The following is a 14,519-nucleotide window of genomic DNA, read 5'->3' as shown; positions in this document are numbered from 1 at the left end:
GGCGTCAAAAAAATCTACGACAAGATCGCCGAAATCCGATCCGCTCATACCGATCCCGAGGGCGTGTTTCCGGGACACGTTGCCGGGCAGAGCAGCATCAGCCCGGTGCCATTAGAAAGTGTGTTTGGTACAAAAGGGCAGCTCAACAACGGCATGTTCAAGGTCGTGATCGGCCAGACCGCGAACATGCACCATGTGTCGGTCGGCAACGAAATGGGCGTCAACACGTGGGCGGCGTTTGCTGGTTCCGACGACGAGGCAGTGGCCGACGGCGACTTTGCGATGCGGGAGGACGAATTGCAGGCCGTCCTGAAGGCCATGCGGGCCGCGGGAATCAATATCGTCGCGATCCATCAGCATATGACACAAGAACAGCCGCGCATCCTGTTCCTGCATTACTGGGGCAAAGGCCGGGCCGTCGACCTCGCGAAGGGCGTCAAGAGCGCCCTCGATGCGCAAGCGGGCGTCCGTCGATAGCGCTACCGCAATGCGAGTCTGGCAGCAGTCTGCGATCGCCCACGGTGGGCGTAACGGAGCACACATGTCATGAATGCGCTTCACACCCGGCCTTCTGCTCGCTGGCTGGTCCTTGTCGCGTGCGCTATCGCGGTCGCGCTGGGGTCCTTTGTGTTCGCAGCGGCAGGTGCGGACGACGGCTCCGATATAGCCGGCCTGCCGTTGAAACGAGTCGCCGACGTGCCGCTGGGCGGACGGCCGACGCGGCTCGACTACGCAAGCGTCGACCCCGATCGTCACCTCCTGTTTATCGCCCATCTGGGCGACAGCGAGATTGTCGTATTCGACACGCGGGCTACGCGTGTGATCGCCCGGATTCCGAACGTGGCCTCCGTGCACGGCGTACTGGCGATTCCCGAGCTGGCACGCGTGTATGCGTCAGCCACCGGCTCGAATGAAATCGTCGCGATCGATGAAACCACGCTGAACATCACCGCACGCATGCCTGGCGGCGTTTACCCGGACGGCATGGCTTACGCGCCGGATGCGCACAAGCTCTATGTCTCCGATGAAACGGGTGAGACTGAGACGGTGATCGACGTTCGCTCGAACACCCGGATCGCGACGATTCCGCTCGGTGGCGAAATCGGCAATACGCAATACGATCCGGTTTCCCGGCACATTTTTGTGAACGTGCAATCGAGACGGCAACTGATCGAGATCGACCCTGCCACCGACCGGGTCATCACGCGGACTGACCTGCCGGGTGCACGGGGTAACCACGGCCTGTTGATCGAGCCGCAGCAACGGCTCGCTTTCATCGCGTGCGAAGGCAATGACAAGCTGCTGGTGCTCGACATGCGGACGATGCATATCACCTCGTCGTTCGATGTCGGCAAGGATCCGGATGTGCTCGCCTTTGACCCGCAACAGCACCTGCTTTACGTCGCCGGAGAGGCGGGAATCGTCTCCATGTTCGAAGCCGACGCAGGCAAGGTGTCGAAGATCGGCGACGGCCGCGTCGGTCCCAATGCGCATGTCGTCGCGGTGGATAGCGCGACGCACCGCGCCTATTTCCCGCTCAAGGATGTTCGGGGGCGAACGATATTGCGCATCATGCAACCTGAAGGCTGAAGCCATCGCGGTGCGGTCAGGCGCACAGGACGGTCGGCTTCGATATCGCCTGAAGCGCATCTCCGTCGCAAGTGTCGCAGCGGCGAAGCCGAGCTTTTTATGCCAACCGCTTACACCACACCCACGTATTCGCCTCGGGCCGGATAGTCGTTCTTGATGATGAAATCAAGCGCCTGGAGCAGCTCGCTGAAGTTCGGCCGCACGAAAGGCATCGATTGCACTGAGAGATAGTAGATCGACCGGTCCGGTCTGACGAGGAACACTCCGGGCTCCGAGAACAACGGGGGTTCTTCGATGCCGATCGAGGTCTTGCCGCGCGAGGCGGAGATATAGAGGCCCCATTTGCGCGCCTCGGCCAACGGCAGCCCATAGCCGACGCGCAGGTTTCCGGCCGCAATCTTTTCCCCCATCTGGCGCGCGCGTTCCTGATTATCCGAGCTGATGGCGATGGTCGTGACGCCACGCTCGGCGAAGGCCGGTGTCAGACGTTCGAGTTCCTTGAGATACGTTGCGCAGATCGGACAATGCAGGCCGCGATAAAAGCAGATGAGCGTCATGCGGGCTGGCATGTCAAGTGCGAGACTGAACCGCCCATGGTCAAGCGTCTCGACGGTCAGTTCGGGGGCTGTCTGACGGGGAACAGGCATGATTTGCTTCCTTTCATGTGATTGCTGAAGAAGGACGGAAATGGTTGACGCGCACATTGAACTTTCTCATACTTTGTAACATGAAACGTCCAAATAGCATGATCGAAAGTCCAGTCACTCCAGCAAAATGCGACCGTCTATCAGCCTTCTTCAAGGCTTTCGACTTTTCGGTCCATCCGGTCGCGCCGGCTGCGCCGCACGGCGATGCGAAGCTGGTCGTCCTTGCCGGCCCTCACCGGCAGCCGCTGCAGCTTGTCTTTTACGCGCGCGGGCAGGCAACGCGCGAGTCGGAAGACGACGTCCTGGTCGCGGTCTCGATCAGCTTCGGCGGCCCGGCGAATCCGCTCGTCACCGCCCTGCCGGATCGATTGACGTTGACCCTCGACGAGTCATCGACATTGCGCGCCATCGCCGACGCCTTTGTGGAAGAGACGTTGGACACGCGCTGCGGTCGCGACGCAGCGCTCAGCCGTTTGTGTGAGGTGATTGTGCTGATGATCTTGCGGAATGCGATCGACGCCGGGACAACGGCGCCGGGACTGCTCGCCGGACTTTCCCATCCGGCGCTTCATCGGGCGTTGGTCGCGATGCATGATGCGCCCGCGCGAGCCTGGCGCATCGACGACCTGGCCTCGCTCGCCGGGATGTCGCGCAGCCGGTTCATGGCGCTGTTCCGCGACACCGTGGGCACGACGCCCGGCGCATATCTCACTGGCTGGCGTCTGATGCTCGCCCGGCGGGCGTTGGAGGAAGGCGGCCGCGTCAAACCCACTGCGCTGCGGGTCGGTTTCGGTAGCGCCGCTGCATTCTCGCGTGCGTATTCGCGCCAGTTCGGCCACGCGCCGGTGGCAGCACGCCGGCACTAGAGACATTGCCGCCTGCCATCATCAGACCACCCAGCGCAGCCACCGCGATCAATACAGTTATCGTTTCCACAGCCGCTGCTTGCCGAGCCCTCGTGCCGCGCCTGCACGGCCGGGCATTTCGCCGAGCCAAATGAACAGAACACACAGCAATCACCGGGATTCGGACGCAGCAACGCCTTGCAGTTCTCACACTCGTAAAAGAACTGGCACGCATCCACTGGCATCGTCTCTCGCCTGGCAAAGCCGCAGCGCGGGCACGTCAGGACAGACTCCAAAACGGCTCCGCTCGTCATGCCACTCACCTTTGCACCGTGGACGGATAGCCGGCGTCGGTCGTCGCCCTGATGAGCGCTGCGGCATTGGTCTTATCCGGCGCGATGCTCACGGTTGCGGTTTTCCTGTCGAAGTCGATCTTCACGCCCTTCACACCGGGTACACGACCCAGCGCCGCCTTGACCGTGATCGGACATAGCGCACACGTCATGTTTTGCACGTCGAGCACGACGGTCTGTGTGCCGGCTGCGAATACCGCGAGCGGTACCCAAAGCAATGCGGCTATCAGCAATTTACGCATGGCGGCTCCCCTCAATAGAAAAGCGGCGCGAGCCATGGCACAGCCAGCAGCGCGATCAGCAGCACGCTAACAATCCAGAACACGAGCCGTTGCCGCCTGACGACAGGCGGCGCTGCACAAGCAGTACCCGGCGCGCAACGTCGCGGGACGAGATAGAGCGTGCGAAAGGCAAGACCCAGAAACAGGAACACCAGGCCGATAAAGATCGGACGATACGGCGTGAACGCGGCCAGATTGCCGACCCATGCGCCGCCGATGCCGAGCGCCAGCAGTACCAGCGGGCCAACGCAGCATATCGACGCACCGACACCGGCCAGTACGCCGGCGACAAGCGAGCTTTTCGCGCTGAACTGCGGCATTCCGAATACTCCGAACCTGTTGTCTCACACATACTCTAAACTCCGTACTATGGTACGGAATCAAGGGGTTCGTATGAATCCGGAATTGACAATCGGCAAACTGGCGCAACAGGCGGGCGTGAACGTCGAGACAATCCGCTACTACCAGCGCCGGGGCCTGCTCGATGAGCCCCCCAAGCCACCAGGCGGGCATCGCCGTTATCCTGGCGCGATCGCAAAGCGGGTACGCTTCGTCAAGCGCGCGCAGGCGCTGGGTTTTACGCTCGATGAAGTGACTGGGCTGCTGCGACTGGGTGACGCCCATGCGTGTGCTGAAACTCGCGATCTCGCGGTGCGAAAACTGGCACTGATCGAGCGCAAGCTGGCAGATCTTGCCGCCATGCGCGAGGCGCTGAGAGGGTTGGTTCACCAATGCGACCACGGCAGCGCCGCGGGCGCATGCCCGATCATTCAGGTGCTCGAGCGCGACTGACTTCCGAGGCGTCCCTGAGGACAACCTGTGCGATGCATCAAGACGATTCACATCTGGCGTCGTTGATGGCTGCGGCCCAGCGTGGCGATCAGGCAGGCTACACGCGCCTGCTGCACGAGATCACGCCGATCCTGCGTCGCCTCGCCAGGCAAGGGTGGCCAGCGGGCAGCGCTGCCGACATCGAGGACGCGGTGCAGGACACGCTGCTGACCATTCACGTGATCCGTCATACCTATGATCCGGCTCGCCCGATCATGCCGTGGCTGATGGCGATCCTGCGGCGCCGCCTCGTGGACAGCGTGAGGCGGCGCTCGCGGACGAACCGGAGAGAACTCGTGGTTGACATGCTCGACGTAACCTTTCCGGTCGAGCCGGCGAATGATGAGTATGAAACCCCGGTGGATAAGGACACGCTAAGAAAGGCCATCGCCGCACTGCCATCCGGCCAGCGACAGGCGATCGAACTGCTCAAGCAGAGGGAAATGTCGCTCAAGGAAGCGTCGGCGGCGACCGGGATGAGCATTGCGGCCCTCAAGGTGGCGACACATCGGGCGTTGAAAACGCTTCGCGATCTACTGCTGGTGACGAAGTGACATGAATACCGATAAACTCATCGACTCGCTCGCCGCCGACCTGAAGCCGGTCCGACGCCTGCTGTCCCCCGCCTGGCGCCTGCTCCGCTGGCTCGCGGTGTCGGTCCCGGTCACGGCCCTCATGGTGATCGCGATGCGACTCCGCCCTGATCTCCAGGCGAAGCTGGCCGATCCGGTTTTCCTGACGCAGGAACTGGCATCGCTGGCCACGGCGTTAATGGCCGGGTGGGCCGCTCTCGTCACGTGCGTTCCGGGCGAACCGCGCTGGAAGCTGTGGGCACCCGTGGCCCCGCTTGCCCTCTGGATGGCGACCCTGGGTCGTCAGTGCTGGGACGAGTGGGTGCACCTGGGAGTGAGCGGGATGGGGTTTCATTCCGACCTCATGTGCGTGCCGGCCATTGCGATGACCGGCGCTGTCCCGGCCCTGGCGATGGTGCTTGCTATCCGGCGTGGCGCGCGTCTGCGCGCGCCCTTTGCGGTGTTGTGGGGCAGCCTGGCTGCTGCGGCGTTCGCCAACGTGGCGCTGCGGCTCTTTCATACGGAAGACGCCGCGTTGATGGTGATCGTCTGGCAATTCGGCAGCGTGCTGCTGTTCATGACGACGCTCACGCTGTGCCGGCGCTATCTGGTGCCGCCGCGGACGGTGCGCGCCTTTCGTTGATCAGGCCCATTCCGGCTTATGCGCGACGCCCGGCCCGATCCCGCCGTCGGGTGGGTGTTGAGTTTTTCGACGCCGCGGCGAGCGGGTTCATCGTGCAGCAGCCGCCCCGCCGCAGCTACCTCGATGAGTTCGGCGGCGATTTCGCCGGCTTGCGCTGACACGATGCTCAATGAACGGAACCCGAGCGATGATGCCGATTGAGAACACCGAAGACCGCTTCGGAGCGGTCGCGATCCTGCTCCACTGGTCCATGGCGGTTCTTATCATTGGACTTGCGGCATTGGGTCTTTACATGGTCACGCTTCCCGATGTCGGGTTCGATACGAAAAAGATCGTGCTGATTCTCTACCACAAGGAGATCGGCTTGTCGGTACTCGTTCTACTCGTAGTGCGGTTGGCCTGGCGTTTAACCCAGATACTGCCGCAACTGGTTGTACACCTGCCTGCCTGGCAAAAAATCGCGGCCCGATTCGTCCATCTTTCCTTTTACGCACTGATGTTCGCGTTGCCGGTGACGGGTTGGCTGATGTCTTCCGCCGCTGGCATCCCGGTATCGTTTTTCGGGCTCTTCACGCTGCCTGATTTCCTTGCTCGCGACGACTATCTGTTTCAGCGACTCATCGACATCCACAAATGGTTGGGCTACGTGCTCATCGTTCTCATATGCGTCCACGTGGGCGCGGCGCTGTTGCATCATTTCGTATTCAAGGACGACACCTTACGCAGAATGCTGCCTTAATGTGCTTTCTCGATTACGAACCTCGCGAGTTCCCGCAATAGTTTTGCCATAGCCTCATTGGCCGCCGCAACTCCTGCGGCAGCGTTCCCCTCCCGCATGGGTTCCCGCACCGACAATTCTCTCGTCGCAATCACCTGGTTCACTGCCTCGCGGCTCAGAGAGACGCGCATCGCAATCTGTAGCGTCGCGGGCTCCGAAGTGAAATCCTGCTCGAGCGTCAAGATTTCGGTGCGAAGCGCGAAAGTGTGGCGGCCGAAATGAGGGGGCGACAGAACCTCGCTGAAATAGTGCGTGTGTCGAAGCGTCTCTACGATCAAAGGCTGAATCATCTGCGCAGGTGTTTCCGCCCATTCATTCTGACTGAAATACGCGACCTGATACGCCTGGGTCGTATACGCCATCTGCGTTGTGGCGTAGATCGGCTCGGCCTCGGGGACCAGGACCAACAGGGTCGCGGAGTGCGTCTGTTCGCTGGGCAGATCGAGCGGGATACTGTTCAGCACATATTTTTTCGTATCAATCCTGACCGGCGAGAAGAGAGTGCAGCCCGACAACGAGACGACGCATAGCGCGATGAAAGCCGCCCTGCCCATATCGATTTTCATTTCCGTTCGCCCGGCCCCGGTGGCGGCGGTACCGCACCGCGAATCACGATTGACGGGTCTCGATTGATCCTGGTCACTACGTCATTGACGGAACTGGACAGATTGTCAAGGTTGGAAAGCGCCTTGTGCGTTTCCGGCAAGATCTGCGTCTGGAGCGCTGTCACGGTGTCATGGCTCGATTCCAGCAGTGGCTCAAAACGATGACTAGCACGCTCCGTGTTAGCAACGATAGCGTTCAGCTTCCCGGTATTGTCCGCCAGTACTTTGGTTACCTGCTGCAAGTTGTCGGCTGATTGCTTCAGCGAAGCTACGGTCGTCTTGTCGAGTATTGATTCCAGCAGTTCCGTTACGACCTGAAAATTTTTGTTTACCTGATTCATCGCCGTATCGAGTGTCACGGCTCTCGAAGGTGTCGTCGGTATGATCGGATAAGGCTCGCCTGGTCGTGTGGTCAGTGGGCGGGAATCGCTGCCGACGTCTTCGAGAGCAATATAAACGTAGCCAGTAAATCCCCGTGCCGCAAGGCCTCGGGATGTGATCGTCGCTACACTTGCCGAAGTAACCGGCGCGGTCCTGTCGATACTCAACACGATGCCCACTGAATGCGGGTTGACCAGCCTGACGCTTTTCACCTTTCCCACATCGACGCCGTGGAATTCGACCGGAGCATCGGCAATGAGACCGGAGACCGACTCCTGGGTATAGATCTGATAGGTCGCGTATTGGCTTACGGAAAAGAAATACCAGCCTGCCCCAGCGACAGTCGAGACAAGCAGGAACGCCGCGAACGCGAGTCTCGCTTTCGTGTTGATATCGTTTTTCATCGTGCATCGCCTCCATGGCCACCCTGACTCCACCAGACGTAGGCCTGGGGCCGGTGCCGACCCGATCCGCGATGACCGACTGGCTAGTGCCGCCCAACTCACCGGTTCGGATCCGGCCGGACCAGGGCCGTCCAGACATCTGGCGTAAGTATGCTTCCGAAGCCTGACAGCATCTAGTTTGCGACGCGTCCGTAGTGGTTAATATCCACCACCACTGCTGCTACTGCTGGCGCCACTGCTCGATGCCGCACTGCCGCCATGCGTGCTCGCGTCTGATGGGCATCCCGTTAAGGTGACCGACAAAACCATGAGGAATGCTGCTAATAGTCTGGTTGTTTTCATCTTGATCTCCGATGGACGCGACTAGCGCTCATTGCCCAACTACGGGCCTTGCCATGTGTCATATGCCCTCAAAGCGGTCATCATTCGTGTCGACGGCTTCTTGTCCAAGGCTAGACGGAACAGAGGTGCCGCTCGTTTGCACGCGGGCGTTTTCCGTCGCGGCTTTCGATGAAACTCCTCGGTGTGGCCGCCTTTGCCAAATCCGTCCGCCAGCGCTTCAGCGCGGTGTGTGGCGGACGCCGTCGCACGAACTTCTCCAGACACGGCGTCCGGGTCGAAAACGTGAGGGTTCTCGCCGTCTTCGTCGATCCATTTTCCGGCCTTCCGCCCTCGGCGTTCCCGTCGAACGCCGTAGCAACAAGACCCGTGCCGCGGGCAGCAAGATCGACGTCCCCGGTGTCTTGCTCCTCCTTGGCCAGCGACCAATCCATAGATAGGGAAATGTGCGGCGCATCGCGCGATCACGACAGGTAAACGTCCCGTGGCACCGCTCTATTCCATTCGGGGCGGGTGAACGGTTGGCGTGATGGAACCGACCTTGATTTCGCCACGAGGCCGTAACTTTTCCTCTGGTTCATGCCGTAACCGGCGCGGTCGCGTTCGCCTCCCGCATCCGCGCGGTCCGCAACGTCCTTGACCGTCGCGTTTAACTGGCGCTCGAGCCACCTGAGTCCAGGTGACCATGTCCGCTTGCACATTAAAGCGTCATCGTGCCAATGATCTGTGTCGGTGTGTCGTGCGGAGACACGGGTTCGCGCGCGCCTGCGCAGTTGTATACCCATCGCAGGCGCGACCATGCCGCTGCAACGGTCCGTGGCTTGGCCCGCTGTCGCCGCCCGTGTAAGTGCGTACGCTGGTCGTTGGCGTTGCACGAAACGTGTGCGTGCAGATCCGATGCAGCGGGATACGTCATGGTCCGGCATGATCTATCACTGGATAGCGGCCGACATAAAACTAGCCGTAAAAACTGGAATAAATATGCTGGACTGGACGTTTTTATATCGTAGTCGGCAGGTGGGTTGCATGATCAGCGCTCGACGCGTATTCGAGCATGAAATTCATCTTCCTGCGTGTCGACTATTACTCAGACGGCGGTCTGAGCAACGCCCCAATGTCGGGTATTGACATCATGTTGATGCTGATCGACGGCACGTCGCTTCCCGGCGCCGCGTCTGGACCCTGGCAATGAAACGCCCGCCCCTGGCATCATGCATAGAGCGATCGGCGACACGCATGATGCTAGCGGCGATCTGTAGAGGAAAACGTCATGATCTCCAGTTCACGTACTGCGGTATTCCTTGGCATGGTCGCACTCGGTCTCGTGTGCAGCCCTGGTTACGCAAATGAGACGATAAAAGCCACGTTGCTCAAGAACAACACGATCCAGCTTGATACGAGTCGCGTAAAGGCAGGCTCAGTCACGTTCGAGGTAAGCAACGCACCGGACACCGGTCTGACACATGAACTGGTGGTCCTCAAAACGGACCTGGCTGCCGATAAGCTGCCAGTTAAATACGGGCAAGTGCCAGAGAGCCAGTTCAAGAAAATGGGAGAGGTAGAGGACATAGCGCCTGGCGCGAGCAAACATATGACGCTCAAGTTGACACCGGGTCGCTACGTTCTATTCTGCAACAAGCCTGGCCATTACTCGATGGGCTTGCATACGTCTTTGCTCGTCTTGCCCTGACGGGCTCGGGTTATGTGTGGGTGGCAGGCAGCGATGAGTGCCGGGTGGCAGGCAGTGCGAACGATGGCCGCACTTCGCGGCACGCGAACTACCATGTGAGCCAGGTCCCCTGGACACGCATCGAAGAACATTTCCGCTGGAGCATCACCGTTCACCGGAGTTGCCAGACTTTGCCAGACTATATATGGAGGGATGAGGTGCGTCGGTCAGCACTTCGTTCTGACGATAGTGTGGCCAGCAAGCTGACGTCGCAAAGACTGGGCGCGATGCCACGAGAGCGGCGCGATGAGCCGCCGACATGCATGTTCCACGCGACACCATCCCGCTACTTGCCCGCGCGAAATCCATATCGCCGCAACGAATCTTGCCTATAGTGAGACAGTGTCCTCCTTCCTGTGACGAACCGCCGTTTCGGCGTCGTATCTTTGAGGAGTTGCCATGCTTACTTCAAGACTTAATCTTCGGCCTGCTTACTTCGCGTCGAAGCAGGTACTCGCCGCAGGAATTCTATTGTGCGCCGCCGCGAGCGTTGCTTACGCGTCGAGCCATCGCGAGGCGCCGCTGATTGCAACGATGCCGAAGGTGGATGGCACCGACTTCTACATGTTCAACAGCTATGAGCCGAATCGACGCGGCTATGTGACGCTGATCGCGAACTACTCGCCTTTGGAAGACGCCTACGGCGGCCCGAATTACTTCACCCTCGACCCCAATGCGCTGTACGAAATTCACATCGATAACGTCGGCGACGGCAGAGCGCACCTGACGTTTCAATTTCGTTTCAAGAATACAGTTGGCAATGTCGCACTGAACGTCGGCGGCAAGCAGGTGGCGATTCCGCTCGTTCAGGCGGGCCCGGTGTCAGCGGGCGATTCATCGAAGCTGAACGTTAACGAAACGTACACGCTCAAGGTATCGCGTGGTGCCCATCACGAAGATTCTGAGGAAGTGGTCACGGGCCCGGGCGGCATTACGACCTTCACCAAACCAACGGACTTCATAGGGACCAAGACGTTTGGCAGCGTAAGTGGTTATGCCAGCTACGCGCGGCAATATGTGTACACGATCAACATTCCCGGGTGCGGTGCTCCTGGGCGCGTTTTTGTGGGCCAGAGAAAGGAGTCGTTTGCGGTGGCGCTCGGCAAGACGTTCGACTTGCTTAACCTTAATCCTCTGGGTCCCCGAAACGGTAACCCGAACGATCTGTCCGACAAGAACATCACCTCGATCGCGCTCGAGGTTCCGACCCAGTGTCTGACTGGCGAGCGCGGCGGCCCGGTCATCGGTGGCTGGACGACGTCAAGAATTCGCAAGGAGAGGCTGAGCGATAACGACGCAGCAGGAACATCAGAGAGGGGCTGGACGCAAGTTTCCCGGCTCGGTATGCCACTGGTTAACGAACTCGTGATCGGCTTGAAGGACAAGGATAAATTCAATAATTCAAAGCCCGCGAACGATGGGCAGTTTGCGGACTATGTGACGAATCCCACGCTTCCTGCGTTGATCGAGAGCCTGTTCCCGGGGGCCAAAGCGCCCACAAACTTCCCGCGCCTCGATCTGGTTTTCACATTCCTCACAGGATTTCAGGGACTCAATCAGCTGAGAACGGTCACACCATCCGAAATGTTGCGTCTGAACACGTCTATTCCGCCCACGCCCAAAGGCAGTCAGAAGAATCTGGGGGTCCTGGCAGGCGACAACGCGGGCTTTCCAAACGGACGGCGGCCAGGGGACGACGTCGTCACGGCATCACTCAGGGTGGTGATAGGCGTGCTGTGTACGTTCAATAAGCCGGGAATCTTCGGCTGCTCGCCGTCCGACGCTCCAGCCGGAGCGGCTCCGCTGACAGACGGCGCAGCCATCGACGACAGCGTATTTGACAATTCCTTTCCTTATTTGACCACGCCGATCCCTGGTGCGATGAATTGATAACCGGGCAAGTGCAACCTGAATGAGTCACAGCAGACCATCGTGCGGCGCGGGGTTCACCCTGTCGCCGCATGGCAGACTGAGGCCGCTATGGCGCCAAGAAGATCGACCGCCCTCAAGGTGCTACGGGCCTCTCATTCGAACGGGACGCGTGTCGTTAAAAGGGAAACGAATGTGCGCCGCATCCTGTGCGTATCGTGCCTCTTCGTTGGACTGGCAGGCGCGTTGGTGAACGCGGCTCCCGTGCGGCCGCAACAGGACTCACAGGTGCTGGAAACGCTCGCGCCCCGTGCGCACGACGCACTTAACTCGGCCATCGCGAGCATGCACGCAGCCCTGGCTGCGGGCGGTCACAACTTCGAGCTGGCGGCTGAGCTCGCGAAGCGCCACCTGGAGCGTTTTCGGCGCGATCAAGACCCGCGCGACCTGGGCCAGGCTGAAGCCGCAATCGAACCGTGGCTTCGGCAGCCAAACCCGCCGCCGCGCGCATTGGTGTTGCGTGCGAGCGTCCGGCAAAGCAACCATTTCTTTGCGAGCGCGCTCGACGATCTCGATCACGCAATTCACGCCCAGCCGGACAACGTGGACGCGTGGCTGATCCGTGCGAATATCCTGCAAGTGCAAGGCCGCTACCTGGAAGCACGGCAGAGTTGCGGTCGGCTCATCCTGATGAATACCGTCATCGCGGGGATATGCCTCGCCAATGTGGCCGCGGTCAGCGGCAGGCTCGAGCAGGCTTATCTCCTTTTACAACATCTTGACGCGCAGATACCGCCCACAGATTCGCTCTACACCTGGCTGATGGTCAGTCAAGCCGAAACGGCGGTCTGGATGGACAAGCAGGAAGCCGCCGAACAGTTCTTCCGCAATGCGCTGGCCGCCAATCCGCGCGACGCATACCTTAAAGCATCCTGGGCTGACTTCCTGCTCGACCGGAACCGGCCTAGGGAGGTCCTCGCCCTGCTCGCGGCCGACATCCGCAACGACAACCTGCTCCTTCGCCTGGCGCTGGCAGAGAAACAGGCGGGGCTGAATGCTGATTTGGCGCCTCATATCGAAGACTTGCGAAGCCGGTTTGCGGCATCCGCCGAGCGCGGTGATCGCGTGCATCTGCGCGAGGAAGCCATTTTCAACCTGAAACTCCTTAACGACCCGGAGCAAGCGCTCAGCCTTGCCGAGGCTGACTGGCAGGTGCAAAAAGAGGTCGCGGACTGCCGGATCCTGATGGAGGCGGCGATCGCCGCCCGGCAGCCTGCCCGTGCCGCTCCCGCGATGATATGGCTAAAGACCGCCCGTTTGCGCCAGCCGGCCTTGACACGCCTTGAAGCGCGGCTAGCAAGCCTTGTCTTGGGGACCGGGTTCGCGATGCAGGCGCCGCGCGGCGAGCCGTCTGCATGAAACGGCGAGCGTCCGGGTGGGTTGCTCTCTTCATGTTGTGCTGGGCTGCCGCGGTGCAGGCGCACAAGCCGAGCGACAGTTACCTGACGCTTACAGTCGGCGACAAAACGATTGCGGGCCGATGGGATATCGCACTTCGGGACCTGGACAATCCGCTTATCCTCGATGCCGACGGGGACGGCGCGCTGACGTGGGGCGAGGTCCGTGTCCGCGAAGCGGACATCAAGTCGTATGCCTTCACGCGGATCAAGCTTACCGGTGACGGGCGGGCGTGCGCGATTCATCCCGGCGATATGCTGATCGACCACCACAGCGACGGCGCGTACGCGGTGCTCGAATTCGAGGTGGCCTGTCCAACTCGACCGGCCCGGCTCGGCATCGACTACCGTTTGTTTGCCGACGTCGACACGCTGCACAAGGGCCTCGTGCACGTCGTGAGCAACGGCGCGACAACGACCGCGATTCTTGGACTCCGTCATCCGACCGAGATTCTGGACATACGCGGGAAGGGAGTCGGGCGCGCCTTCATCGATTTTGTTGGCGAGGGCATGTGGCACATCTGGCGCGGCTTCGACCACGCCTTGTTTCTCCTGTCACTGATGTTGCCGGCAGCTTGCGTGTTGCACGGGAAAAAGTGGTTCCCCGCCGCCTCCCCGGGTGCCGTGTCGATCGATGTATTGAAGCTCGTCACTGCGTTCACGGCGGCACACGCAATCACGTTGTCGCTTGCCACGCTGCACGTTGTGGCGTTGCCGTCGCGGTGGGTGGAAGTCGCTATTGCCGTGACGATCCTGCTTTCCGCGCTCAACAATATTGTTCCGCTGGTGCGCAGGCGCCGTTGGCTGGTCGCGTTTTCTTTTGGCTTGATCCACGGCTTCGGTTTCGCAAGCGTGCTCACCGATATGGCCCTCCCGACATCCCTGCTTGCGGCTGCCCTTGCCGGGTTCAATACCGGTGTCGAATTGGGGCAGATCTCGCTGGTCCTGCTGCTATTGCCCATTCTTTACATCTATCGGTCAAGTCGTTGGTTTCGCCTGGCTACCTTGTACGGCGGATCGGCAGCCATCACGGTTTTCGCAAGCTTGTGGATTTATGAACGAACGACCGGGCTAACAGTGCTTGCACTTTAGATGCTATTGACGGCCATGGAGATGACCTAGTGTCCTGAGTTAGAAGTTCGTTGAATCAATCTTCCGCTCTATCCGAAATGACGAAATGCTGATTAAAAAGCCG

General features: G+C 60.3%; 16 protein-coding genes and 2 pseudogenes. 12 read left to right on the top strand and 6 right to left on the bottom strand.

Features of this window, described 5'->3' with window-relative positions; translation table 11 throughout:
- Both AC3WLT_RS22445 and AC3WLT_RS22440 read left to right on the top strand, forming a co-directional pair.
- Positions 1-477, top strand: a pseudogene (locus tag AC3WLT_RS22445) (DUF1259 domain-containing protein); the annotation flags it as partial.
- A 69-nt stretch (positions 478-546) separates the two neighbouring features.
- A complete protein-coding gene (locus AC3WLT_RS22440) occupies positions 547-1,590 on the top strand; it encodes a hypothetical protein (protein WP_492593883.1) in 1,044 nt (347 codons plus the stop codon).
- A 110-nt stretch (positions 1,591-1,700) separates the two neighbouring features.
- Here AC3WLT_RS22440 and AC3WLT_RS22435 read toward each other — a convergent pair whose 3' ends face one another.
- Positions 1,701-2,294 carry a peroxiredoxin-like family protein gene (locus AC3WLT_RS22435; RefSeq protein WP_492593882.1) on the bottom strand — a complete coding sequence of 198 codons (594 nt, stop codon included), beginning with the start codon at positions 2,292-2,294 and terminating at the stop codon, positions 1,701-1,703.
- Between AC3WLT_RS22435 and AC3WLT_RS22430 the strand changes: the two genes are divergently transcribed.
- Positions 2,255-3,103: a helix-turn-helix domain-containing protein gene (locus AC3WLT_RS22430; RefSeq protein WP_492593881.1), complete on the top strand. Its 849-nt coding sequence runs from the start codon at positions 2,255-2,257 to the stop codon at positions 3,101-3,103. The genes AC3WLT_RS22435 and AC3WLT_RS22430 overlap by 40 nt on opposite strands.
- 74 nt (positions 3,104-3,177) lie before the next feature.
- On the opposite strand, the pseudogene AC3WLT_RS22425 reads toward AC3WLT_RS22430, so the two are convergent.
- From AC3WLT_RS22425 to AC3WLT_RS22415, 3 genes and pseudogenes are all read right to left on the bottom strand, one after another.
- Positions 3,178-3,396, bottom strand: a pseudogene (locus AC3WLT_RS22425) (GDCCVxC domain-containing (seleno)protein); the annotation flags it as partial.
- A gap of 5 nt (positions 3,397-3,401) precedes the next feature.
- Positions 3,402-3,677 carry a mercury resistance system periplasmic binding protein MerP gene (gene merP / locus AC3WLT_RS22420; RefSeq protein ID WP_492593880.1) on the bottom strand — a complete coding sequence of 92 codons (276 nt, stop codon included), beginning with the start codon at positions 3,675-3,677 and terminating at the stop codon, positions 3,402-3,404.
- Positions 3,678-3,688: 11 nt separating this feature from the next.
- A complete protein-coding gene (locus tag AC3WLT_RS22415) occupies positions 3,689-4,036 on the bottom strand; it encodes a mercuric transporter MerT family protein (protein ID WP_492593879.1) in 348 nt (115 codons plus the stop codon).
- Between the two features lie 73 nt (positions 4,037-4,109).
- On the opposite strand from AC3WLT_RS22415, the gene merR reads away from it, so the two are divergent.
- From merR to AC3WLT_RS22395, 4 genes are all read left to right on the top strand, one after another.
- Entirely contained in the window at positions 4,110-4,508 is a 399-nt protein-coding gene (merR, locus tag AC3WLT_RS22410) for a mercury resistance transcriptional regulator MerR (RefSeq protein ID WP_492593878.1), read from the top strand.
- A gap of 32 nt (positions 4,509-4,540) precedes the next feature.
- Complete coding sequence (locus tag AC3WLT_RS22405) at positions 4,541-5,101, top strand: sigma-70 family RNA polymerase sigma factor (protein ID WP_492593877.1); 561 nt, start codon at positions 4,541-4,543, stop codon at positions 5,099-5,101.
- Between the two features lies 1 nt (position 5,102).
- On the top strand, positions 5,103-5,762 hold the full coding sequence (locus AC3WLT_RS22400; RefSeq protein ID WP_492593876.1) for an NrsF family protein: 660 nt from the start codon (positions 5,103-5,105) through the stop codon (positions 5,760-5,762).
- A gap of 169 nt (positions 5,763-5,931) precedes the next feature.
- On the top strand, positions 5,932-6,501 hold the full coding sequence (locus AC3WLT_RS22395) for a cytochrome b (protein ID WP_492593875.1): 570 nt from the start codon (positions 5,932-5,934) through the stop codon (positions 6,499-6,501).
- Here AC3WLT_RS22395 and AC3WLT_RS22390 read toward each other — a convergent pair.
- Positions 6,498-7,106: an ABC-type transport auxiliary lipoprotein family protein gene (locus AC3WLT_RS22390; RefSeq protein ID WP_492593874.1), complete on the bottom strand. Its 609-nt coding sequence runs from the start codon at positions 7,104-7,106 to the stop codon at positions 6,498-6,500. The genes AC3WLT_RS22395 and AC3WLT_RS22390 overlap by 4 nt on opposite strands.
- On the bottom strand, positions 7,103-7,930 hold the full coding sequence (locus AC3WLT_RS22385; RefSeq protein WP_492593873.1) for an MlaD family protein: 828 nt from the start codon (positions 7,928-7,930) through the stop codon (positions 7,103-7,105). Before AC3WLT_RS22385 ends, AC3WLT_RS22390 begins: the two co-directional genes overlap by 4 nt.
- Before the next feature lie 1,393 nt (positions 7,931-9,323).
- On the opposite strand from AC3WLT_RS22385, the gene AC3WLT_RS22380 reads away from it, so the two are divergent.
- From AC3WLT_RS22380 to AC3WLT_RS22360, 5 genes are all read left to right on the top strand, one after another.
- Positions 9,324-9,461 (top strand): hypothetical protein, encoded by a 138-nt coding sequence (locus AC3WLT_RS22380; protein WP_492593872.1) that lies wholly within the window; start codon positions 9,324-9,326, stop codon positions 9,459-9,461.
- Positions 9,462-9,539: 78 nt separating this feature from the next.
- Positions 9,540-9,959 carry a cupredoxin domain-containing protein gene (locus tag AC3WLT_RS22375; protein WP_492593871.1) on the top strand — a complete coding sequence of 140 codons (420 nt, stop codon included), beginning with the start codon at positions 9,540-9,542 and terminating at the stop codon, positions 9,957-9,959.
- Between the two features lie 438 nt (positions 9,960-10,397).
- Positions 10,398-11,888 carry a DUF4331 domain-containing protein gene (locus AC3WLT_RS22370; RefSeq protein ID WP_492593870.1) on the top strand — a complete coding sequence of 497 codons (1,491 nt, stop codon included), beginning with the start codon at positions 10,398-10,400 and terminating at the stop codon, positions 11,886-11,888.
- A gap of 267 nt (positions 11,889-12,155) precedes the next feature.
- Entirely contained in the window at positions 12,156-13,286 is a 1,131-nt protein-coding gene (locus AC3WLT_RS22365) for a hypothetical protein (protein ID WP_492593869.1), read from the top strand.
- Between the two features lie 53 nt (positions 13,287-13,339).
- On the top strand, positions 13,340-14,416 hold the full coding sequence (locus AC3WLT_RS22360; RefSeq protein ID WP_492593868.1) for a HupE/UreJ family protein: 1,077 nt from the start codon (positions 13,340-13,342) through the stop codon (positions 14,414-14,416).
- The last annotated feature ends 103 nt before the right edge of the window (positions 14,417-14,519 follow it).

The organism is Paraburkholderia sp. FW306-2-2C-D06C, assembly GCF_058781505.1.
Note: the sequence above shows the minus strand (reverse complement) of the source record. Positions and strands in the feature narration are given on the sequence as shown.

Bases quoted from the DNA above. Each gene is read 5' to 3' on its own strand.
- AC3WLT_RS22440 (WP_492593883.1), top strand. From the start codon at position 547: ATGAATGCGCTTCACACCCGGCCTTCTGCTCGCTGGCTGGTCCTTGTC.
- AC3WLT_RS22435 (WP_492593882.1), bottom strand. From the start codon at position 2,294: ATGTGCGCGTCAACCATTTCCGTCCTTCTTCAGCAATCACATGAAAGG.
- merP (WP_492593880.1), bottom strand. From the start codon at position 3,677: ATGCGTAAATTGCTGATAGCCGCATTGCTTTGGGTACCGCTCGCGGTA.
- AC3WLT_RS22415 (WP_492593879.1), bottom strand. From the start codon at position 4,036: ATGCCGCAGTTCAGCGCGAAAAGCTCGCTTGTCGCCGGCGTACTGGCC.
- merR (WP_492593878.1), top strand. From the start codon at position 4,110: ATGAATCCGGAATTGACAATCGGCAAACTGGCGCAACAGGCGGGCGTG.
- AC3WLT_RS22405 (WP_492593877.1), top strand. From the start codon at position 4,541: ATGCATCAAGACGATTCACATCTGGCGTCGTTGATGGCTGCGGCCCAG.
- AC3WLT_RS22400 (WP_492593876.1), top strand. From the start codon at position 5,103: ATGAATACCGATAAACTCATCGACTCGCTCGCCGCCGACCTGAAGCCG.
- AC3WLT_RS22395 (WP_492593875.1), top strand. From the start codon at position 5,932: ATGAACGGAACCCGAGCGATGATGCCGATTGAGAACACCGAAGACCGC.
- AC3WLT_RS22390 (WP_492593874.1), bottom strand. From the start codon at position 7,106: ATGAAAATCGATATGGGCAGGGCGGCTTTCATCGCGCTATGCGTCGTC.
- AC3WLT_RS22385 (WP_492593873.1), bottom strand. From the start codon at position 7,930: ATGAAAAACGATATCAACACGAAAGCGAGACTCGCGTTCGCGGCGTTC.
- AC3WLT_RS22380 (WP_492593872.1), top strand. From the start codon at position 9,324: ATGAAATTCATCTTCCTGCGTGTCGACTATTACTCAGACGGCGGTCTG.
- AC3WLT_RS22375 (WP_492593871.1), top strand. From the start codon at position 9,540: ATGATCTCCAGTTCACGTACTGCGGTATTCCTTGGCATGGTCGCACTC.
- AC3WLT_RS22370 (WP_492593870.1), top strand. From the start codon at position 10,398: ATGCTTACTTCAAGACTTAATCTTCGGCCTGCTTACTTCGCGTCGAAG.